The 19,866-nt window shown below is 69.1% G+C and carries 20 protein-coding genes and 1 pseudogene; 13 read left to right on the top strand and 8 right to left on the bottom strand.

Annotation, left to right across the window (positions count from 1 at the left end):
- Positions 1-9 precede the first annotated feature (9 nt).
- The 3 genes from J2728_RS21850 to J2728_RS21860 all read right to left on the bottom strand — a co-directional run bounded on the left by J2728_RS21850 (position 10) and on the right by J2728_RS21860 (position 2,679).
- A complete protein-coding gene (locus J2728_RS21850; protein WP_310002305.1) occupies positions 10-894 on the bottom strand; it encodes a hypothetical protein in 885 nt (294 codons plus the stop codon).
- Entirely contained in the window at positions 895-1,650 is a 756-nt protein-coding gene (locus J2728_RS21855) for a hypothetical protein (RefSeq protein ID WP_310002306.1), read from the bottom strand.
- A 90-nt stretch (positions 1,651-1,740) separates the two neighbouring features.
- Entirely contained in the window at positions 1,741-2,679 is a 939-nt protein-coding gene (locus tag J2728_RS21860; protein WP_310002307.1) for a hypothetical protein, read from the bottom strand.
- 100 nt (positions 2,680-2,779) lie between these two features.
- Here J2728_RS21860 and trmFO point away from each other — a divergent pair, with 100 nt between their 5' ends.
- The 9 genes from trmFO (at position 2,780) to J2728_RS21905 (ending at position 12,418) form a co-directional block, all read left to right on the top strand.
- Entirely contained in the window at positions 2,780-4,228 is a 1,449-nt protein-coding gene (gene trmFO / locus J2728_RS21865; RefSeq protein WP_310002308.1) for a methylenetetrahydrofolate--tRNA-(uracil(54)-C(5))-methyltransferase (FADH(2)-oxidizing) TrmFO, read from the top strand.
- 81 nt (positions 4,229-4,309) lie between these two features.
- On the top strand, positions 4,310-5,338 hold the full coding sequence (locus tag J2728_RS21870; protein ID WP_310002309.1) for an SAM-dependent methyltransferase: 1,029 nt from the start codon (positions 4,310-4,312) through the stop codon (positions 5,336-5,338).
- A gap of 57 nt (positions 5,339-5,395) precedes the next feature.
- A complete protein-coding gene (locus tag J2728_RS21875) occupies positions 5,396-6,481 on the top strand; it encodes a mechanosensitive ion channel family protein (RefSeq protein ID WP_310002310.1) in 1,086 nt (361 codons plus the stop codon).
- Positions 6,482-6,651: 170 nt separating this feature from the next.
- Positions 6,652-7,905, top strand: coding sequence for an allantoate amidohydrolase (locus tag J2728_RS21880; protein WP_310002311.1), 1,254 nt, complete (start codon positions 6,652-6,654; stop codon positions 7,903-7,905).
- Complete coding sequence (locus J2728_RS21885; RefSeq protein ID WP_310002312.1) at positions 7,902-9,125, top strand: pyridoxal-phosphate-dependent aminotransferase family protein; 1,224 nt, start codon at positions 7,902-7,904, stop codon at positions 9,123-9,125. Before J2728_RS21880 ends, J2728_RS21885 begins: the two co-directional genes overlap by 4 nt.
- A complete protein-coding gene (puuE, locus tag J2728_RS21890; RefSeq protein ID WP_310002313.1) occupies positions 9,122-10,036 on the top strand; it encodes an allantoinase PuuE in 915 nt (304 codons plus the stop codon). Before J2728_RS21885 ends, puuE begins: the two co-directional genes overlap by 4 nt.
- Positions 10,033-10,557 carry a 2-oxo-4-hydroxy-4-carboxy-5-ureidoimidazoline decarboxylase gene (gene uraD, locus J2728_RS21895; RefSeq protein ID WP_310002314.1) on the top strand — a complete coding sequence of 175 codons (525 nt, stop codon included), beginning with the start codon at positions 10,033-10,035 and terminating at the stop codon, positions 10,555-10,557. Before puuE ends, uraD begins: the two co-directional genes overlap by 4 nt.
- Positions 10,557-11,744, top strand: coding sequence for a urate hydroxylase PuuD (locus tag J2728_RS21900; RefSeq protein WP_310002315.1), 1,188 nt, complete (start codon positions 10,557-10,559; stop codon positions 11,742-11,744). Before uraD ends, J2728_RS21900 begins: the two co-directional genes overlap by 1 nt.
- Positions 11,741-12,418, top strand: coding sequence for a TetR/AcrR family transcriptional regulator (locus tag J2728_RS21905; RefSeq protein ID WP_310002316.1), 678 nt, complete (start codon positions 11,741-11,743; stop codon positions 12,416-12,418). Before J2728_RS21900 ends, J2728_RS21905 begins: the two co-directional genes overlap by 4 nt.
- A gap of 6 nt (positions 12,419-12,424) precedes the next feature.
- Here J2728_RS21905 and J2728_RS21910 read toward each other — a convergent pair whose 3' ends face one another.
- A complete protein-coding gene (locus J2728_RS21910) occupies positions 12,425-13,141 on the bottom strand; it encodes a YceI family protein (RefSeq protein ID WP_310002317.1) in 717 nt (238 codons plus the stop codon).
- Positions 13,142-13,231: 90 nt separating this feature from the next.
- A complete protein-coding gene (locus J2728_RS21915) occupies positions 13,232-14,185 on the bottom strand; it encodes an acetamidase/formamidase family protein (protein WP_310002318.1) in 954 nt (317 codons plus the stop codon).
- 222 nt (positions 14,186-14,407) lie between these two features.
- Here J2728_RS21915 and J2728_RS21920 point away from each other — a divergent pair, with 222 nt between their 5' ends.
- Genes J2728_RS21920 through J2728_RS21935 form a run of 4 tightly spaced genes read left to right on the top strand, consistent with a single transcriptional unit; the run spans position 14,408 to position 17,419 of the window.
- The gene (locus J2728_RS21920) at positions 14,408-14,626 is read left to right on the top strand and encodes a hypothetical protein (RefSeq protein WP_310002319.1); all 219 of its coding nucleotides are present in this window, start codon (positions 14,408-14,410) and stop codon (positions 14,624-14,626) included.
- Complete coding sequence (locus tag J2728_RS21925) at positions 14,623-16,017, top strand: AtzE family amidohydrolase (protein ID WP_310002320.1); 1,395 nt, start codon at positions 14,623-14,625, stop codon at positions 16,015-16,017. The genes J2728_RS21920 and J2728_RS21925 overlap by 4 nt, the downstream gene beginning before the upstream one ends.
- Positions 16,014-16,430 (top strand): oxalurate catabolism protein HpxZ, encoded by a 417-nt coding sequence (hpxZ, locus tag J2728_RS21930; protein ID WP_310002321.1) that lies wholly within the window; start codon positions 16,014-16,016, stop codon positions 16,428-16,430. The genes J2728_RS21925 and hpxZ overlap by 4 nt, the downstream gene beginning before the upstream one ends.
- Before the next feature lie 11 nt (positions 16,431-16,441).
- A complete protein-coding gene (locus J2728_RS21935; protein ID WP_310002322.1) occupies positions 16,442-17,419 on the top strand; it encodes a nucleoside hydrolase in 978 nt (325 codons plus the stop codon).
- 10 nt (positions 17,420-17,429) lie between these two features.
- Here J2728_RS21935 and J2728_RS22390 read toward each other — a convergent pair.
- From J2728_RS22390 to xdhC, 3 genes and pseudogenes are all read right to left on the bottom strand, one after another.
- A pseudogene (locus J2728_RS22390) lies at positions 17,430-17,540 on the bottom strand (hypothetical protein); the annotation flags it as partial.
- Positions 17,541-17,545: 5 nt separating this feature from the next.
- Positions 17,546-18,838 carry a guanine deaminase gene (gene guaD / locus J2728_RS21940; protein WP_310002324.1) on the bottom strand — a complete coding sequence of 431 codons (1,293 nt, stop codon included), beginning with the start codon at positions 18,836-18,838 and terminating at the stop codon, positions 17,546-17,548.
- Positions 18,835-19,845, bottom strand: a complete 1,011-nt coding sequence (gene xdhC, locus J2728_RS21945; RefSeq protein ID WP_310002325.1) for a xanthine dehydrogenase accessory protein XdhC — start codon at positions 19,843-19,845, stop codon at positions 18,835-18,837. Before xdhC ends, guaD begins: the two co-directional genes overlap by 4 nt.
- Between the last annotated feature and the right edge of the window lie 21 nt (positions 19,846-19,866).

Raw genomic sequence — 19,866 nt, forward strand, 5'->3', positions numbered from 1 at the left:
CCCGTCCGGCTAGTCGTGCAGGCCCGCCTCGATCTCGTCCTGGTTCAAGTGGGCGAAGGCCTTGGCGGGCGCCGAAACCACGATCACCGTCTGCAGCGTCAGGAAGATCGGGGCCAGCAGCATGTTGGCCAGCAGGGTCAGGATCAGCCCCGGATGGCTGGCGACAACGCCGCCGTCGGCGGTGTCGATGCCGCCGCTCATCAAGTTGCCGAGCACGCCCGAGACGGTGGCGCCGATGATCGAAACGATCGCGCTGAGCGCGATCGTCAAGGCGAACATGGCCAGCAGGCGGAAGAACTGGCCATGGGTCTGAAGCCAGGCCGCGCGGACGTCGATGTGGTGGTGGGAGAACGCGTGCGGTCCCAGCAGGGACAGGCGCACGGCGACCCACATCGATAGGCCGATGACCGCCAGCGCCCCCAAGGTGGCGAACCAGCCGGCCGCCGCGCCCGAAAGCAGCGCCGCGCCCAACACCACCGCGCCCGACGGGATGACCGTGACGCCCAGGGCGGCGGCCCAGGTGATCAGCGAGACGATCAGCAGCTGCACCTCCTCGCGCCCCAGACGCAGATAGGCCAGGCGGTCGTTTTCAGGCTCGATCACCGAGCGAATGATCGCCGCCTGCAGCACCGCGCCCAGCACCAGGGCCAGGGCGACCAGCAGGACCATCGCGCCGCCCAGGTGGGTGACCAGATCGAGCAGTTCACGCGGATCGGCCGAGCCGACCCGGCCGGCCAGGGCGGTGCGTCCCTCCTCGCCCAGGACGATCTTGGCGATCAGGCCCAGGATCGGCAGCATGACCAGCGAGAACGCCGCCCAGGCCAGCACCGTCAGCGGCTTGCGCCGCATGGTGCGAAGACCTTCGAGAGCCGCGTCGGTAGGGCGAACAGACATCTAGGCGTCCTGCGTGACCGCGCTTTGGCGGTAGAGATGGGCCAGCGCGCCGGACCAGGCCGGCGCCAACAATAGATAGGTGATCGTGGCGGAGACGGCCGTGAATACGACTCCCCGCGGCGGAGCGACGCCATGGATCAGGCAAGCGATCATCGGCAGCCCCAATATGCCTGGAACCAGAAGAGGCGGAACCTTGCCTTTGGTCAGCGGAAAGGCGCTCAGCACCCGTACGCCGGACTCTGCCACCGTGGCCGGCGCCGTGAATGACAGGCGCAGGCCCAACCAGATCAGGATCGCCAAGGCCGCGATCGGCGCGGCGCCCGCGAAGAGGCCCGCCGGGCCGGCGTTGGCGAGAGCTTCGCGCCAAGCCTCGGCGGAACTCACGTCCAGTTGTGGCGCGCTGACCCTGGCCACGCCCAGCGCGATGGCGCCGATCACGATCAGCAGGATCGAGCCGATCAGCAGGAACAGGCCCAGCACCAGAAGATTCGCGCCCAGCAGCCGCCACTCGTCGCGTCCCCAGCGCAGGCCCTTGAAGCCGGACGCGCGGCCAAAGGCGTGGCGGAACAGGGCGCCTTGCGCGATCACCACGGCCGCCAGCGCCGCCAGCGGGCGTGGTTCCGGCGGCAGGAAATTCGTGGAGACCGTGAGGGCGATCGCCACGACCAGGGCCGCCAAACAGGAGGCCCGCGCCGCGCCCATGCTGGAAAGCCCCGCCTTCAGCAAGCTTCCGACGCCCGCCGATCGATCCGTCATCAGATCAAGTTTCCCTTTCACGCCGCTCGGCCGCGAGTCAGCGCTATCCCCGCCAGCCTAAGGTGTTGGCGCGGCGCTGGCGATGCGTCGTTAGACCTCTTGGGTCAAGGCCTTATGCGCGGCGGCCCACGGAGCCCAGAACACCGTCTGCAGCACCGCGCTGAACACGGCCGACAGCGCGCCGAGGCCCAGCAGCCACGGCCAGAGGTCCGTCAGCAGCGCGACCGGCGGCCGGGACAGGAAAGCCTCCAGCGCGCCAGGCCCCCGGATCACCTCCAGCGAACCGCCCGCCGCCACGATGGCGCCGAAGGCCGCGGCGGCGACCAGGACCTCCATCAGCAGGATGAAGACCACGACCAGCAGCAGCATGCCCAGCAGCCGCCAACCCTGTCCGCGCGTCAGGCTCCAGGATTCGAACAGGCGGAATTGCGCGTCGGCGAAGGTCATGGGCGCGGCCAGGGACAGGCGCAGCGCCACCCAGATCAGCACGCCCGCCGCGATGGCCGAGGTGGAAGCCGCCACGACCATCGCCGCCGTCTGGCCCTGATCCCCGCCGCCCACGGCGACGATGGCCGTCAGGACGATGATCAGCAGGGCCACGATGAAGACCACGATCATCGCCAGCACCTGCTCGACGACGAACAGCAAGGTCAGCCAGAGCTCGCGTCCGCCGATCCTCAGGAAGGCCCAGGCCGAGGCGTCCGGCATCAGCACGGCGCGGAAGACCGCCCCGCACAACACCGCCCGCACGAAGGAGGACCAAAGCCAGTAGAGGATGTTCAGCGCGGTCATGCCGGACTGCGCCCGCATGATCTCGTCGACCATGTCCGGGTCGGGCGCACCGGTCCTCTGCGTCATGGCCAGTTGGATCAGACGCGCGAAGTCAGGCCCCAGCCAGAAGAGACCCACCAGGGCGGGAATGATCAGCCCCACCACCATCGCCAACGCCCAGCCGCCGACGGCCAGAGGATGCCGCACGACCACGCCAAAGCCCGACGTCGCCGCCTCGCCCACCGCAAATCTCGCCATATACCCTCCCCAGGGTCCCCGGACGCGCGGATCACGCATCGCTCGACCCAGAGCCTACACGAGGTTTCGCCAAGCGACAGCCGGGGGTATAGGGCGCGCCATGACCACGAACGCGACCTATCAGCCCATCCACGTCGTCGGCGGGGGCCTGGCCGGCTCCGAAGCCGCCTGGCAGATCGCCCAGAGCGGCGTGCCGGTGATCCTGCACGAGATGCGCAGGGACGAGGTTATCGGCCCGCCCTCGAGCAGCGAAGCGATAGGGCAAGTAAAAGAGATCCGCACCGACGCCCACCAGACCGACGGTCTGGCCGAGATGGTGTGCTCCAACTCTTTCCGCTCGGACGACTGGCAGTTCAACGCCGTGGGCCTGCTGCACGCCGAGATGCGCAAGCTGGACAGCCTGATCATGGCCTGCGCCGACCAGCACCAGGTGCCGGCGGGCGGCGCGCTGGCCGTCGACCGCGACGGCTTCTCGGCCGAGGTGACAAAGCGCCTTTCCCAGCACCCGCTGGTCACGATCGTCCGCGAGGAGATCGCCGGCCTGCCGCCAGCGGAGTGGGACAACGTGATCGTCGCCACCGGTCCCCTCACCTCGCCGGCCCTGGCCCAGGCGATCCTGGATCTGACCGGCGAAGGCCAGCTCAGCTTCTTCGACGCCATCGCGCCGATCATCCACTACGACTCGATCAACATGGACGTCGCCTGGCGCCAGTCGCGCTACGACAAGGAAGGCCCCGGCGGCGACGCCGCCGCCTACATCAACTGCCCGATGAACAAGGCGCAGTACGAGGCCTTCATCGACGCCCTGCTGGCCGGACCCAAGTCCGAGTTCAAGGAGTGGGAGAACGTCCCCTATTTCGACGGCTGTCTGCCGATCGAGGTGATGGCCGAGCGTGGTCGCGAGACCCTGCGCCACGGCCCGATGAAGCCCGTCGGCCTGACCAATCCGCGCGACCCGCTGGTCAAGGCCTACGCCATCGTCCAGCTGCGCCAGGACAACGCCCTGGGCACGCTGTGGAACATGGTCGGCTTCCAGACCAAGCTGAAGCACGGCGTCCAGGCCGAGACCTTCCGCATGATCCCGGGCCTGGAGAACGCCCAGTTCGCCCGCCTGGGCGGCCTGCACCGCAACACCTTCATCAATTCGCCCAAGCTGCTGGACAAGTCGCTGCGGATGAAGGCCCAGCCGCGCCTGCGCTTCGCGGGCCAGGTCACGGGCGTCGAGGGCTATGTCGAGAGCGCGGCCATGGGCCTTCTGACCGGCCGTTTCGCGGCCGCCGATCGCAAGGGCGCGCCTATCGACGCCCCGCCGCCGACCACCGCCTTGGGCGCTCTGGTCGAGCACATCACCGGCGGCCACCTGGAGGCCGGCAACGGCCCCGGCAGCTTCCAGCCGATGAACATCAACTATGGCTTGCTGCCGCCGCTTGAGGCGCCGAAGGTCGACGAGGACGGCAAGAAGATCCCGCTCAAGGAACGCGGCCGCGCCAAGAAGCGGCTGATGAGCATCCGGGCGCTGAAGGACCTCGACGCCTGGGCCCAATCCTGACGACCGCATAAGATCGTCGCCGGGACCCATCCGCCGCCCCGCTCGCTCCGTAACCCAGGGGCTAGCGAGGGAGAACGGCCCATGAGCTTGGTGAAGGCGGCGATCCACGCGTTCGAGGACGCGCCCATGCCGGACGCGGTCTCGCGCGCGGCGATCGACTTTCTCGTCGGCGACGCCCGCCGCCGTCTCGGAAAAGCCCCGCCCGGGACGTCCGCGGCCTTCGCCCGTGAGATGGAGGCGCGGCCGATCGCGAGCCACACCGACGCGGCCAACGCCCAGCACTACGAGTTGCCCGCGCCCTTCTTCGAAGCGGTGCTGGGCCCCAACCTTAAATATTCCAGCGGCCTCTATCCCCAGGGCGCGACGACCCTGGCCGAGGGTGAAGCCGCCGCCCTGCGCGAGACCGCCGAGCACGCCGATCTGCGGGACGGCCAGACGATTCTGGAGCTGGGCTGCGGCTGGGGCTCGCTGTCGCTATGGATGGCGGCGCGCTATCCGAACGCGATGATCACCTCGGTCTCGAACTCGGCCTCCCAGCGCGCCTTCATCGAGGCGCGGGCGGCGGCGCGGGGGCTCGACAACCTGACGGTCGTCACCGCCGACATGAACGACTTTCAGACCGACCAGCGCTTCGACCGCGTGGTCTCGGTCGAGATGTTCGAGCACATGTCCAACTGGCGCGCTTTGCTGACGCGCGTGCGCGGCTGGCTGAAGCCCGACGGCCTGTTGTTCCTGCATGTGTTCACGCACAAGAACACGCCCTACCGCTTCGAGGTCGACGATCCGGCGGACTGGATCGCCCAGTACTTCTTCAGCGGCGGCGTGATGCCCAGCCACGACCTGCCCAGGCAGTTCCCCGATCTGTTCAAGGTCGAGACCGACTGGCGCTGGAACGGCGAGCACTACGCCCGCACCGCGCGCCAGTGGCTGGAGAATTTCGACGCCCGCCGCGCGACGATCGACCCGATCCTGACCTCGGTCTACGGCAAGCACGCCACGGTCTGGCGCAGACGCTGGCGGCTGTTCTTCCTGGCCACGGCCGGCCTGTTCGGCCATCGCGGCGGCGAGGAGTGGGGCGTCAGCCACTATCGGATGCGCCCAGTCGCCTGAGCCCGTTTCGAGGAGCGCGCGGGGGAGCCATGACCGGCGCCGCGCGTTCGCCATCGCATGCAAGACTTCTTCACCTGGCTCGCGGCGTCCGCCGCCATGGTCGCCTGGGCGCCAAAGTGGCTGATCAGCCTGGTTCTGATCGGTATCGCCCTGCTATCGGCGCTGATGCTTCACGCGGCCGCGGTGAAGCTGGTCCGGCGCACCCTGTCCAAACGCGAAGCCTTCTGGCAGGCCCTGCTCGCCCGGACCCGCCGGCCGACCCGTCTGGCGATCATCGTCGCGGCGCTGGGTCCCGCCGTCTCGGCCGCGCCGCTGACCGGCGGCCAGGCCGACGCCGCGCGCAACGTGCTCCTGGTGCTGTTCATCCTGCTGCTGGGCTGGATGTGCCTGACCGCCCTCGACATCGCCGCGGCCCTCTACCTCCGCGGCTTCAAGGTCGACGTCGAGGACAACCTCCTGGCGCGCAAGCACATCACCCAGGTGCGGATTCTTCGGCGGGCGGTGGCCATACTGGTGGGCATCATCACCCTGGCCCTGGCCTTGATGACCATCCCCGGCGTGCGGCAATGGGGCGTCAGCCTGCTGGCGGCCGGCGGCGCGGCCAGCGTCATCGTCGGCCTGGCCCTACAGCCCCTGCTGACCAACCTGATCGCCGGCATACAGATCGCGGTGACCCAGCCGATCCGCATCGACGACGCCGTCATCGTCGAGAAGGAATGGGGGAACATCGAGGAGATCACCGCCACCTACGTCGTCGTGCGCCTGTGGGATTGGCGGCGGATGGTGCTGCCGCTCAGCTACTTCATCCAGCAACCGTTCCAGAACTGGACCCGGGAAGGCGCGGCCCTGATCGGCACGGCCATGCTCTATGTCGATCCCGCCGCGCCGGTCGATCGGCTGCGCGCCAAGCTGGAGGAGATCGCCCGGGCTTCGGCGCTTTGGGACGGCAAGGTGGTGAATCTGGCCGTCACCGACCTGACCGCCGAAGTCATGGAAGTGCGCTGCCTGGTCAGCGCTCGCAACGCGCCCACGACATTCGACCTGCGCTGCGAGGTGCGCGAGAAGATGATGGCCTTCCTGCGCGACGAGTTGCCCGAAGCCTTCCCGCGTCGCCGCCTGGCCTTGGCCGCGGGCGAAGCCTGAACGGCCCCGCCCTTCCGTAAGTAAGCAAATTATGACTTATGAAGAGGCGCCGCTTGCTCGACATGGCGCGCGCGCGGGCGCCTGGGCGGGAACGTCGCACCGGAAGCGCTTGTCGCGACGAGACGGCGGGCGCAGCCTGCTAGAGCTTAGGGATGGAGGCCAAGGCGGACTTGACCGGGGGTTTCGACATCGGCGCGAGGGCCAAGGCGCGCTGCGACCTGCTGGGCGTTCCGCCCTATAGCGAGGTCGAGGGCCAGCTGACGCGCCGGTTCCTGACGCCCGCCCACGCCGCCGCTCTGTCCGCGCTCGAAGGCTGGATGAAGGAAGCCGGCATGAGCGTCCGCCGCGACGCCGCCGCCAACCTGATCGGCCGCTACGAGGGCGAGCGAGCCGGCGCCAAGGCCCTGATCATCGGCTCGCACATCGACAGCGTGCGCAACGGCGGCCGCTATGACGGGCCGCTGGGGATCATGTTGGGGATCGACGTGGTCGAGGCGTTGCATCGCGCCGGCCGCCGCCCGCCCTTCGCCATCGAGGTCATCGCCTTCGGCGACGAGGAGGGCTCGCGCTTCCCAGCCTCGATGAGCTGCAGCCGCGCGATCGCCGGCACGCTCGACGCCCTGGCCTTGGCGATGCGCGACGCCGACGGCGCGTCCGTCGCCGAAGCCCTGGCGGCGTTCGGCGGCGATCCGGCCGGGATCGCAAGCGCGGCCAGGAAGCCCGAGGAGGTGCTGGCCTTCCTCGAGGCGCACATCGAACAGGGCCCGGTGTTGGAGGCCGAGGGCCTGGCCTTGGGCGTCGTCACCGCCATCGCCGCCCAGAAACGCATCATGGTCAAGATCATCGGGACCGCCGGCCACGCGGGCACGACGCCGATGGCCCTGCGCAAGGACCCCGGCCCCGCCGCCGCCGAATGCGTGCTGGCCCTGGAGCGCATCTGCCGCGCCGGGACCGACGGCCTGGTCGGCACGGTCGGCCGGATCACCGCCCTGCCCGGAGCCTTCAACGTTATTCCGGGCGCGATCGAGTTCTCGATGGACATCCGCGCCGAGACCTCGGCGACGCGCGACGCGGCGGTCGACGCCATCCGCGCCGAGATTCACGCGATCGCGGCGGCGCGCGACCTCAAGGCCGAGATCCACCTGATGCAGGCCCTGGCCGAGAGCCCTTGCGACCCGGCTCTGATCGGCCTCCTGGAAGAGGCGCTGAGCGACCTTTCCCTGCCCGCCCGACGCCTGCCCAGCGGCGCGGGCCATGACGCCATGGTGATGGCCGACCTGTGTCCCACCGCCATGCTGTTTATCCGCTGCGAGGGCGGGATCAGCCACAACCCGGCCGAGGCCGTGACCGAGGCCGACTGCGCCTTGGCGGCCCGCGCCATGCTCACCTTCATCGACAAGCTAGAACGACGCGAACGCGCATGACCGATACTTTTCACGAGCTCGACCACCCCGCCCGCCTACTGATGGGGCCCGGCCCGATCAACGTGCACCCGCGCGTGCTGCGGGCCATGTCGGTGCAGCTGTTGGGCCAGTTCGACCCCGAGTTCACCGGCTACATGAACGAGGTCATGGCGCTGTATCGCGGCGTCTTCCAGACCAAGAACCGCTGGACCTTCACGATCGACGGCACCTCGCGCGCGGGCATCGAGGCGGCGCTGGTCTCGACCCTGCAGCCCGGCGACGACGTCGTGGTGGTGAACGCCGGGCGCTTTGGTCTGCTGCTAGCCGAGATCGCCGAGCGCTGCGACGCCAAGGTCACCTTCGTCGAGGCGCCGTGGGGAACCGTGGTCGACCCGCAGGCGGTCGAGGACGCGGTGAAGCGCGTGAAGCCGCGCCTGGTGGCCTGTGTCCACGGCGACACCTCGACCACCATGGCCCAGCCGTTGGAGGAGATCGGCGCGATCTGCCGCGCGCACGGGGCGCTGATGTATGTCGACGCGACCGCCACCCTGTCGGGCATGGACGTTCCCGTCGACGCCTGGGGCGCCGACATCGTCACCGCCGGCCTTCAGAAGTGTCTGGGCGGCCCCTCGGGCTCGGCCCCGATCACGATCAGCGACCAGGCCGCCGAGCACATCTTCTCGCGCCGGCACGTCGAGAAGGGCCTGATCGGAACCGGCGGCGCGGCGGGGAACGGCCGGCGCATCGCCTCGAACTACTTCGATCTGGCCATGATCATGGACTACTGGTCCGAGAAGCGCCTGAACCACCACACCGAATGCGCGCCCATGCTGTTCGCCGCCCGCGAATGCGCGCGGCTGGTGCTGGAGGAAGGGCTTTCGGCCCGCTTCGATCGCCACCGCCAAGCGGGCGCGGCCATGACCGCGGGCCTGGAGGCCATGGGCCTGTCGATCTACGGCGACAAGGCTCACAAGATGACCAACGTCACCGGCATTTGGGTCCCCGAAGGCGTCGACTACGACCGCGTGAAGGCCCGGATGCGCACCGACTTCGAAATCGAGATCGGCTCGGCCTTCGGTCCCCTGACCGGCAAGATCTGGCGCATCGGGACCATGGGCGTGAACGCCCGCAAGCACGCGGTCCTGCAGACCCTGGCGGCCTTCGAGGCGGTGCTGCGCTGGGAAGGCTTCAACGCCCCGGCTGGCGCGGGCGTCGACGCGGCGGCGAAGGCGTACGGATGACCTACCCCCGCGATCTCATCGGCTATGGCGAGCATCCGCCGCACCCGCGATGGCCGAACCACGCCCGCGTCGCCGTGCAGTTCGTCCTGAACTACGAGGAGGGCGCCGAGCGCTCGGTCCTGCACGGCGATCCGGTCAGCGAGTTCTTCCTGTCGGAGATGGTCGGCGCCCAGCCCATCCAGGGCATGCGGCACATGTCGATGGAGAGCCTCTACGAGTACGGCTCGCGCGCCGGCTTCTGGCGCATCCGGCGACTGTTCGACGAGTTCCGCCTGCCGCTGACCGTGTTCGGCGTCGCCCAGGCCATGGAGCGCCATCCCGACGCCGTCGAGGCGATGATGAAGTCCGGCTGGGAGATCGCCAGCCATGGCTACCGCTGGATCGACTACCAGCACTTCACGCCCGAGCAGGAACTGGAGCACATCCAGCGGGCCATCGAGATCCAGACGCGCCTGACCGGCGAGCGCCCGCTGGGCTGGTATCAGGGCCGCACCAGCCCCAACACCGCGCGTCTGGTCGCCCAGGAAGGCGGCTTCGTCTACGACGCAGACAGCTACGCCGACGACCTGCCCTACTGGGACGACCAGCACGGCCGTCCGCAGCTGATCGTGCCCTACACGCTGGAAGCCAACGACATGCGCTTCACGGCGGCCCAGGGCTTCAACACCGGCGAGCAGTTCTTCACCTATCTGCGCGACGCCTTTGACGCCCTGTACCTGGAAGGCGAGACCTCGCCGAAGATGATGAGCGTGGGCCTGCACTGCCGCGTCGTCGGCAAGCCCGGCCGCATCGGCGCCCTGCGGCGCTTCCTGGAGCACGTGACGAACCACGACCGCGTCTGGGTCGCCCGGCGCATCGACATCGCGCGGCACTGGATCGCGACACATCCCTATGAGGGGAGCAAGGCGTGAGCGGCGCCCCGCCCCTGACCCTGGCTCGGCTGAACAGCATGAACCAGATCGGCTTTACCACCGCTCTGGGGTTCGCTTTCGAGCTCTCGCCCTGGGTGGTCGAGCGCGCCTGGAGCGAGCGTCCGTTCGCCAGCGTCGAGGCCCTGCACGAGGCGATGATGGCGGTGCTCAACGCCGCGACCACCGCCGACAAGCTGGCCCTGATCCGCGCGCACCCGGAGCTGGCCAGCAAGGCCGCGATCGCCAAGCAACTCACGGCCGAGAGCAACGCCGAACAGGCCAGCGCGGGCCTGGACCGGCTGACGCCCGAGGAGTTCGCGCGCTTCCACGACCTGAACGCCGCCTATCGGGAGCGCTTCGGCTTCCCGTTCATCATCTGCGTGCGGCTGAACGACAAGGCCTCGATCCTGGCGGCCATGCGGGCGCGGCTTTCCAACGACGAGGCGGCCGAGATCGCCGAGGCGATCACCCAGATCGGCCTGATCTCCAAGCTCAGACTGCTCGACGCGGTGAAGATCTGATGGACTACGATTTCGCCGGTTGGGCAGGCATGGCGCTGCGCTGGCTGCACGTGATCGCGGGCGTGGCCTGGATCGGGGCGTCCTTCTACTTCGTCTGGCTGGACAACAATCTGCGCGACCCGAACCCGCCCAAGGACGGCGTGAAGGGCGAGCTGTGGGCCGTGCACGGCGGCGGCTTCTACCACTCGCAAAAGTACATGGTCGCCCCGGCGCACATGCCCGAGCACCTGCACTGGTTCAAGTGGGAGGCCTACACCACCTGGCTGTCGGGCTTTGCTTTGCTGACGGTGCTCTACTACTGGCAGGCCGGCGTCTATCTGATCGATCCGGCCAAGCACGCCTTCACCCAAGCGCAGGCGATCGGCGTGGGCCTGGCCTTCATCTTCGGCGGTCTGGCGACCTACGAAGCCCTGTGCCGCTCGCCGCTGGGCAAGAACGGCAAGCTGTTCGGCGTGGTCTGGTTTTCGATCCTGACCGCCGCGACCTGGGCGCTGACCCAGCTATTCTCGGATCGCGGCGCCTTCATCCACGTCGGCGCGATCATCGGCACCTGCATGGTTGGGAACGTCTTCCTGGTCATCATCCCCAACCAGCGCAAGATCGTCGCCGACATGCTGGCCGGTCGCCCCGTCGATCCGCGCCTGGGCGCCATGGGCAAGCAGCGGTCGGTGCACAACACCCACATGACCCTGCCGGTCATCTTCATCATGATCAGCAACCACTATCCGGCCGTCTCGGGACACCCGAAGGCCTGGCTATTGCTGGCCCTGATCAGCGCCGGCGCGATCGCGATCCGCTATTTCTTCATCCAACGCCACTTCGGAAAGATCCGGCACGAGCTGCTGTTCATCGGCGCGCTGCTGATCTTCGGCGCCACCGCGATCGCTTCGATGAAGCTCAAGAACCAGGTCGAGGTCAGCGGCGAGGTTCCCTTCTCGGTGGCCGAGGGAATCATCCAGAAGCATTGCGTGACGTGCCACGCCGCGGCGCCCACCCATCCCGGCTTTTCCGCCCCACCTTTGGGCGCGGCGTTCGACACCCCTGCGCATATCCGGACCTACGCACCGAAAATAAACGAACGCGCGGTCCTCTCGACCAGCATGCCCCTTGGCAACGAGACCGGCATGACCGAAGAGGAGCGCGCCCAGCTGGGCGCCTGGATCAAGCAGGGAGCCAAGACCCCGTGACCGACGCCGTGCTGGACGCGACCACCAAGGCCGAGAGCGAGACCGCTCCTCGCAAGCGCAACGCCGAGCGGACCCGCAAGGCGATCCTCGCCGCGGCCCTGAAGGAGTTCGCCCAAGCCGGCTTCGCGGGGGCCCGGATCGAGAAGATCGTCAAGGCCGCCAAGTGCAACATCCGGATGCTGTACCACTACTTCGGGGACAAGAAGGGCCTGTACATGGCCGTCCTCGAAAGCGCCTACATGGACCTGCGGGCGCGCGAGGCCGAGCTGAAGATCGACTTCGACAAACCGCTGGAGGGTTTCCTCGAGCTGCAGCGCTTCACCTTCGACTACTTCGAGAAGAATCCGAAGTTCGAGGGCCTGCTGCGCAACGAGAACCTGCAGCACGGCAAGTTCGCCGCCCAGTCGCGCGTGGTGACCGAGACCGCCTTCCCTCTGCGCCGCACGATCGAGCGCCTGATCAAGAGCGGCCAGGACCAGGGCGTGTTCGGGCCTGACCTCGACCCGGTGCAGATCTACGTCACCATCGCGGCCATGAGCCGCTTCCACCTGGCCAACGGCTATTCGCTGTCGGCGACGCTGGACACCGACATGTCCGCGCCCGAGTGGCGCAAGGCGCGGCTGGACCACGCCTTGGCGCTGCTGGAAGGCTATCTGACGCGCGGCGCGCGCTAGGGCCCGTTACGCCGCCGGCGTCGGCGGAGCGTTGACCAGCGGCGGACCGGTGAACTCGGCCTCGATCTGGACCTCGACCTCGTCGCCGACGCCCATGGTCGTACCCGGCGCGGGGACGCCATAGGCGATCCCGAAGTCCGACCGCTTGAAGACGCCCTTGGCCGAGAAGCCCACGCGGGCGTTCGGGTCCATGGGGTGACCGGGATAGCCGCCGTTGTAGGTCACGTCCAAGGTGACCGGCTTGGTGACGCCGTGCAGGGTCAGATCGCCCGTCACCTTGCCCGTGTCCGGACCCGTGACCTCGACCTTGGTCGATCGGAAGGTGATCGACGGGTAGGTCCCGGTGTTCAGCCACTGAGGCCCGATCAGTTCGGCCAGGAAGCCTTCCGGCGGCGACGGCAGGGTCAGGGACTTCGGATCAATCGTCGCCTCGACCGCGCTGGCGACGGCGTTGTTCTGGTCGAAGCGCAGCTTGGCGTCAAAGGTCGCGAAGGCCGCCGTGTAGCGCGAGAAGCCCAGGTGGCTGACCCGGAAGACCAGGGTGGCGTGGGACTTGTCGAGCACATAGTCGCCGGCCGGGATGTTCGCTTTCGGCGGCTTGAGCGCGGCGGCCGCCGGCGGCGCGGCGACCAACGGCGGCTCGGTCGGCTTCTTGTCGTCGCTGGACGGCGAGCAGGCGGCCAGGGCAAGCAGGGCGATAGAACTGATGACGACTTTCTTCATGGGCTTCCCCTCTCGCACAGCTCAACGCTTGCTTGTGGCCATTCGATCCACCCAGGACGTTCGGGTCAATCGCGCGCCGACATGAGGAGGTCAGAAGAGAACGCCTTTCTTCAGCAGCGCATGCACGCCCTTCTCCCCGTTGACGGTCTGGGTGACGCGGAAATCCACGGCCAGCGAACAGAACTGGTAGGCCTGGACACGGGTCAGGGACGAGCGGGCGACGATGAAGTCGATCGTCTGGCGCAGGGCCTGCTTCATGGCTAGGTCCAGGTCCTCGTTGAAGCCCATCAGGACGTAGTGCGTGGGCGTTTCGGCGCGCGGCCAGGCGAAGGCGCCGACATCGACCGCCTTATGTAGGACGAAGGTGAAGGTCCCGGTCAGCCCCATCTCCAGCGCGTTGACGCAGACCTCGCCATCGCCCTGGCGGCCGTGGCCGTCGCCGACCGAGAAGTTCGCGCCGGGGACCCAGACCGGCAGATAGAGGGTCGAGCCGGCGACCAGCTCCTTGTTGTCCATGTTGCCGCCGTGCTCGCGCGGCTCGCGGCTGGAGAGGCGGCCATAGCGCGCGGGCGGCGCCACGCCCATGGTGCCGAAGAACGGCGCCAGCGGCAGCTCCGGTCCCCACTCGGGTTTGCAGACGCCGCGCGTCCGATCGACGGCGATGTGGCTGACATAGCGCTCGGGGAAGTCCTCGGGGATCGTGCCGGCCAGCGGCCGCACGGCGCAGTAGCCCCAGTCGTTGTTCGGCTCGATGGCCTCGATCCGGACCTCCAGCGTGTCGCCGGGTTCGGCGCCGGCGATGGCGACGGGGCCCGTGAGAATGTGCGGGCCGATCCGCTCGGGCTTGCTGTCGTGGATCGCCTGGAGAGCGGGCGGAATCGCATACGATGAACCAGCGGCGGGCATCACCTCGACGCCGCCCGAGACGCACTCGAAGGTTACGCTGTCGCCCGACGCCACCGTCAGCACGGGATCGAACGCCGCGTCAAACATGCCGAAACGGATCGTGTCGGGGGCCGAGGCCAGTCGGTGATGCGCCATCAAGTAAGCCTTCTATTACAAGTGCATCTGGCGCTGGCTCGCGGCCGATCCCAAGGTTTACAAGGCGCGCGGGGGCAAGATTAGGCGACCCTGCCCTTGCGGCGGGCGACACAGGCGCGAAAGTGGCGCGGGCTTGGGCGATCACGGGCGCGGAGGCCGCCGGGACTGGCGCGCCCGGCGAACCCGGGTGTATGAAGTTTTTTCTTACTTATGGAGCTTGGCCGGATGGCGCTCGACGCGGAGACACAGGCCTTCCTCGATCTTGCCGAGGCCGAAATCGCGCCTTGGACGACGGCGCGCGCCGCCGAGCGCGGTCTGTCGCTTCCGGCGGAGGCCCTGCCCGCCGTGATCGACAATATCGCCCTGCTGCAATCCCAGACCCGCCTGTTCGTGGCGGCGCTCGGCGAGGCGGCCGGCGAGGCGCCGGAGCCGTTCCAGCCGTGAGCTTCGCCAGCGCCATCCAGATCGCCGAGGACGTTCGCGAAGGCCGCGTCACCGCGCGCGCCATCACTGAAGCGGCGCTGTCGCGCATCGCTCAGCTGGACAGTGGAATCAACGCCTTCACCGCCGTGACCGCCGACCGCGCCTTAACGGCGGCCGACGCGGTCGACGCGGCCCGCGCCTCGGGCCAGCCGCTCGGCCCGCTGGCCGGCGTTCCGTTCGCCGTGAAGAACCTGTTCGACATCGACGGCCTGCCCACCCTGGCCGGCTCCAAGATTCGCCGCGACGCCGCTCCGCCCGCGCGCGACGCCACCCTGGTTCAGCGCCTGACCGCCGCCGGCGCGATCCTGGTCGGCGCGCTGAACATGGACGAGTTCGCCTACGGCTTCGTCACCGAGAACGCCCACGACGGCCCGGCGCGCAACCCGCACGATCCAACGCGGATCGCGGGCGGCTCTTCCGGCGGCTCGGCGGCGGCCGTGGCGGCGGGCCTGGTCCCGCTGACCCTGGGCTCGGACACCAACGGCTCGATCCGCATCCCCGCCGGCCTGTGCGGCGTCTTCGGCCTGAAGCCCACCTACGGCCGCCTGTCGCGCCAGGGCGTCTTCCCGTTCGTCGAGAGCCTGGACCACGTGGGCCCCTTCGCCCGCTCGATCGAGGAACTGGCCCTGGCCTATGACGTGCTGCAGGGGCCCGATCGCGAGGGCGATCCGATCTGCGTGCGTGAGGCGCAGCCTCTGACCAGCCGTCTCGATGCGCTGGCCGAACAGCCGCTGCGCGTCGGCGTGCTGGGCGGCTGGTTCCAGCAAGGCGCGTTCCCGGAAGTGCTGGCGGCCCTGGATCAGGTCGCCCAAGCGCTGTCGGCCGACACAGGCGTCATCCTGGATGGCGCCCAGGCCGCCCGCGCCGCCGCCTTCTGCCTAACCGCTTTCGAGGGCGGCGAGCTGCACCATGCCGACCTGGCCGCCCGCGCCATGGACTACGACCCGGCCGTCCGCGACCGCCTGCTGGCCGGCGCCCTGCTGCCGGAAGGCGTCGCCGAGGCCGCGCGGCGCTATCGCACGATCTTCCGCGATGCGGTCGCCGAGGTCTTCCAGCGCTACGACGTCTTGTTGGCGCCGGCCTCGGTCTGTCCCGCCCCGCCGATCGGCCAGGCGACGATGGAGATGGACGGGGTTCCGGTCTCGGTCCGCAAGAACCTCGGCGCCTTCACCCAGCCGATCAGCTATATCGGCCTGCCGGTCGTGGCCGCGCCGGTGAACCGTCCGGGCCAGCTGCCGATCGGCGTCCAGATCATCGCTCCGCCCTGGCGCGAGGATTTGGCCTTCGCCGCGGCCCTGCGCCTGCAGCGCGCCGGCGTTGTCGCCGCCCATCCGCCGAAGGCCTTCGCATGATCGTCAACGACCCCGCCGTCCTGGCCGAGGTGACGGCCCTGGTCGACGCCTATGAGATCGCGCTGATGACCAATGACGTGGCGGCCCTGGATGGCGCGTTCTGGAACTCGGCCCACACCGTGCGCCTGGGCGTGGCCGAGAACCTGTGGAGCTTCGACGAGATCGCCGCCTTCCGCGTCGGCCGGGCCGGCGGCTCGCCGCCCCGCACGCGGCTGCGGACCGAGATCACCACCTTCGGGTCGGACTTCGCGACCGCCAACGTCCTGTTCCAGCGCGACGACACCGGCCGCCTGGGCCGCCAGAGCCAGACCTGGATCCGCGTCGAGGACGGCTGGAAGGTCGCCTCGGCCCACGTGTCCCTGATGCAGGAGAGCGCCGATCAACGGCTCGCCTCCCCGACCGAAAAGCGCTAGAGCCCCCGCCCATGACCGCCCAGACCCCGACCAAGATCATCTTCGACACCGACCCCGGCATCGACGACGCGATGGCGCTGCTGTTCATCGAGGCGAGCCCCGCCCTCGACCTGATCGCGGTGACGACCATCTTCGGCAACGCCGACATCGACACCACCACCCGCAACGCCCTCTACCTGAAGCGCCGCTTCGGGCTGACCGCGCCAGTTTACAAGGGCACGGACAAGCCGCTGGTCCGCCCGCGCAATCCCTCGCCCACCTTCGTGCACGGCGAGAACGGCCTGGGCGACGTGGAGCTCGAAGGCCTCGTTCCCGAACAGCCCGAAGCCAAGCCGGCCCACCAGGCGATCATTGACCTGGCGCGCCAGTATCCTGGCGAGGTCGTGCTGTGCGCGGTCGGTCCGCTGACCAACCTGGCCCTCGCTTTGCAGGCCGATCCCGAGGTCGCGAACCTGCTGAAGTCCGTCGTGATCATGGGCGGCGCGTTCGGCGTGGCCGGCAAGCCGGGCAATGTCACGCCCGTCGCCGAGGCCAACATCTGGAACGATCCGGAAGCCGCTGACCAGGTCTTCACCGCCCCCTGGAGCCTGACCGCCGTCAGCCTGGACGTGACGACCCAGGTCGTGATGTCGCCCGACTACATGGAAACCCTGGCGGCCGGCGGCGGCGACGCCGGCGGCTTCCTGAACGCCATCTCCAAGCCCTACGCCGCCTTCTACGGCGGCCGCGACGGCATCGTCGGCTGCTGCGTCCACGACGCCGCGGCCGTCGCCTTCGTGATCGATTCGTCGCTGTTCACCGTGCGCCGCGGCTCGGTCCGCGTGGTCACCGAGGGCATCGCGCTCGGCCAGACCTGCCAGAAGGCCGAGGGCGAACTGTTCGGCCCGTCGGCCTGGGACGATCAGCCGATCCAGGCCGTGACGGTGGCGGTCGACGGCGAGCGGCTGCTGAAGCTGTACGCCGAGACGATGACGGCCAAGCACGGCTGATCGAAAATCCTCCCCTAGCGGGGGAGGTGTCGGCTCGAAGAGGCGACGGAGGGGGAAGAGGCAGGCTCTCAGGCACTTCCCCCTCCGGCGCTTCGCGCCACCTCCCCCGCTGGGGGGAGGGTTTGATTACCCCCGCCTATACCGCTCCACGCCGGCCAGATATGTCCGCGCCACCACGCGGTCATCGCCCAGAACGGTCAGCGCGAACAGCTTGTCCTCCAGCCTCTTCGCGGCCTTCAGCCGCCGCTCAATCAGCGGCGTCGCGGCCAAATCCAGCACCAGGAAATCCGCCTCCTTGCCGGGCGCGAGGTTGCCGATCTTGTCGTCCAGATCCAGCGCCCGCGCCCCGCCCAGCGTGCCGAGATAGAGGGCCTGGAACGGGTCCAGCGCGTCGCCGCGCAACTGGCCGACCTTGTAGGCCTCGCCCAGGGTGTGGAGGATCGAGAAGGTCGTGCCGGCCCCGACGTCGGTGCCCATGCCGACCTTCACGCCGTGGGCGCACGCGTCCTTCAGCGGGAAGAGGCCCGAACCCAGGAACAGGTTCGAGCTCGGGCAGAACGCCGCCGCCCCGCCCTTGGCCGCCATCCGCTGGAAGGCCTCGCCTTTCAGATGGACGCAGTGGGCGAAGACCGAGCGCTCACGCAGCAGGCCAAAGCGGTCATAGACGTCGAGATAGTCCTTGGCGGCGGGGAAGAGTCGCGCCGTCTCCTCGATCTCGTGGGCGTTTTCCGACAGGTGCGTCTGCATCCAGACGCCGGGATGGGCCGCCAGCACCTCACCCGCCATGGCCAGCTGTTCGTCGCTGCAGCTGATCGCGAAGCGCGGCGTGACCGCGTAGCCCAGGCGCCCCTTGCCGTGCCAGTCGGCGATCAGCGCCTCCATGTCGGCGCGGCTGCTGTCGACCGTGTCGGTCAGGCCCTCGGGCGCGTTGCGGTCCATCAGGGTCTTGCCGGCGATCAGCCGCATGTCGCGCGCCAGAGCCTCGGCGAACAGGGCCTCGACCGAGACCTTGTGCACCGAGCCGAACACCAGCGCCGTGGTCGTGCCGTTGCGCAGCAGCTCGTCAAGGAAGAACGTCGCGGTCTGGGCGGCGTGCGCGGGATCGGCGAAGGCGGCCTCGCATGGGAAGGTGTGCTGCTCCAGCCAGTCCAGCAATTGCGCCCCATGGGCGGCGATCACGTCGACCTGCGGGAAGTGGATGTGCGTGTCGATGAAGCCCGGCGTAATCAGATGGCCGGTCAGGTCCTCGACCGGCGTATCGCCCAGGCGCGCGGCGAGGTCGGCATGGTCGCCGCAAGCGGCCACGCGGCCGTCCTCGACCAGCAGCAGGCCGTCTTCGTGGAAGGCGACCGCCTCCGCGCGCGAGGTCTTGGCCGGGTCGTCCAGCAGGTGGAGGATCGACCCTCGATAGGCTTTCACGTCTTCGAACTCTCGTCGTTGCGCACGCGCGCGGCTTCCTGGCGCATCAGGAGGTCGGCGGCCACCGAGACCGCGATCACCTCCGGCGCCTTGCTCTTCAGCCCCGGCAGGCCGATCGGACAGGTCAGGCGGGTCAGCACGGCTTCGGAGAAACCATCATCGCGTAACCGGCTCATGAACCGCGCGCGTTTGGTCTTCGAGCCGATGACGCCGAAATAGCCAAAGCCCCCGCCCGCCAGCCCCGCCGAGACCAGGGCGTAGTCCAGGGCGTGGTCGTGGGTCAGCACCAGGCCGTAGGCGTCGGGCGTCGCGCCCATGGCCTTGGCCGCCATCTCGGCCGGTTCCAGCACGGTGACGCCGGGGATCTGCGCGGTCTCCGGGCGGCTGTCGTACCAGAACAGGCGGAACGGCAGAGGCTCGAAGGCCCGCGCGATCGCCTGACCCACATGGCCGGCGCCGAACAGCAGCAGCGGCGGACGCGGCGCGTCGGCGCGCTCGACCAGCTCGTCGCCCAGCTCGGGTCGAGCGCCGCGCGCGCTGGCCGGCGCGCCCGCCAGGGTCACGGCCGGCGCATCAAGCTCGGTCGCCAGGATCGGCGCGATGGTCTTGCCCAGCGCGCCGGGATCGAAGCGCGTGCGGACTTCGAACGGCTGGGCCGCGTCCATGCGCCGGGCCGCCTCGGTCAGCCAGTCACGGCTGTTGTCGTCGAGGCGCTCGAGGAACAGCCGCACGCGGCCCCCGCAGCACTGGGCCAGCAGCGGCCCCAGCGGATAGTCCTGGATCGCGAAGTGCGCCTGGCTTCCGTCCAGCATCCGCCGCGCCTGGTCGGCGACGCGGTATTCCAGATTGCCGCCGCCTATCGTGCCGTCCTGGCCCTCGCGCCAGACGACCATCTTGGTTCCCGCCTCGCGCGGGGCCGAGCCCTCGGTGGCGAGGACGGTGACCAGCGCGGCCTCGTCATGGGCGTCGAGGCGAGCGAGCGCGGCGCGGGCCCAGTTCCTGCTCATGCGCCCCCTCCGTCACGGCGC

It is taken from the genome of Caulobacter segnis, assembly GCF_031454995.1.
Taxonomy (GTDB): domain Bacteria; phylum Pseudomonadota; class Alphaproteobacteria; order Caulobacterales; family Caulobacteraceae; genus Caulobacter; species Caulobacter segnis_E.

Excerpts from the sequence above, each read along its gene's own strand:
- J2728_RS21850 (WP_310002305.1), bottom strand. The coding sequence starts at position 894 with ATGTCTGTTCGCCCTACCGACGCGGCTCTCGAAGGTCTTCGCACCATG.
- J2728_RS21855 (WP_310002306.1), bottom strand. The coding sequence starts at position 1,650 with ATGACGGATCGATCGGCGGGCGTCGGAAGCTTGCTGAAGGCGGGGCTT.
- J2728_RS21860 (WP_310002307.1), bottom strand. The coding sequence starts at position 2,679 with ATGGCGAGATTTGCGGTGGGCGAGGCGGCGACGTCGGGCTTTGGCGTG.
- trmFO (WP_310002308.1), top strand. The coding sequence starts at position 2,780 with ATGACCACGAACGCGACCTATCAGCCCATCCACGTCGTCGGCGGGGGC.
- J2728_RS21870 (WP_310002309.1), top strand. The coding sequence starts at position 4,310 with ATGAGCTTGGTGAAGGCGGCGATCCACGCGTTCGAGGACGCGCCCATG.
- J2728_RS21875 (WP_310002310.1), top strand. The coding sequence starts at position 5,396 with ATGCAAGACTTCTTCACCTGGCTCGCGGCGTCCGCCGCCATGGTCGCC.
- J2728_RS21885 (WP_310002312.1), top strand. The coding sequence starts at position 7,902 with ATGACCGATACTTTTCACGAGCTCGACCACCCCGCCCGCCTACTGATG.
- puuE (WP_310002313.1), top strand. The coding sequence starts at position 9,122 with ATGACCTACCCCCGCGATCTCATCGGCTATGGCGAGCATCCGCCGCAC.
- J2728_RS21900 (WP_310002315.1), top strand. The coding sequence starts at position 10,557 with ATGGACTACGATTTCGCCGGTTGGGCAGGCATGGCGCTGCGCTGGCTG.
- J2728_RS21910 (WP_310002317.1), bottom strand. The coding sequence starts at position 13,141 with ATGAAGAAAGTCGTCATCAGTTCTATCGCCCTGCTTGCCCTGGCCGCC.
- J2728_RS21920 (WP_310002319.1), top strand. The coding sequence starts at position 14,408 with ATGGCGCTCGACGCGGAGACACAGGCCTTCCTCGATCTTGCCGAGGCC.
- hpxZ (WP_310002321.1), top strand. The coding sequence starts at position 16,014 with ATGATCGTCAACGACCCCGCCGTCCTGGCCGAGGTGACGGCCCTGGTC.
- J2728_RS21935 (WP_310002322.1), top strand. The coding sequence starts at position 16,442 with ATGACCGCCCAGACCCCGACCAAGATCATCTTCGACACCGACCCCGGC.
- xdhC (WP_310002325.1), bottom strand. The coding sequence starts at position 19,845 with ATGAGCAGGAACTGGGCCCGCGCCGCGCTCGCTCGCCTCGACGCCCAT.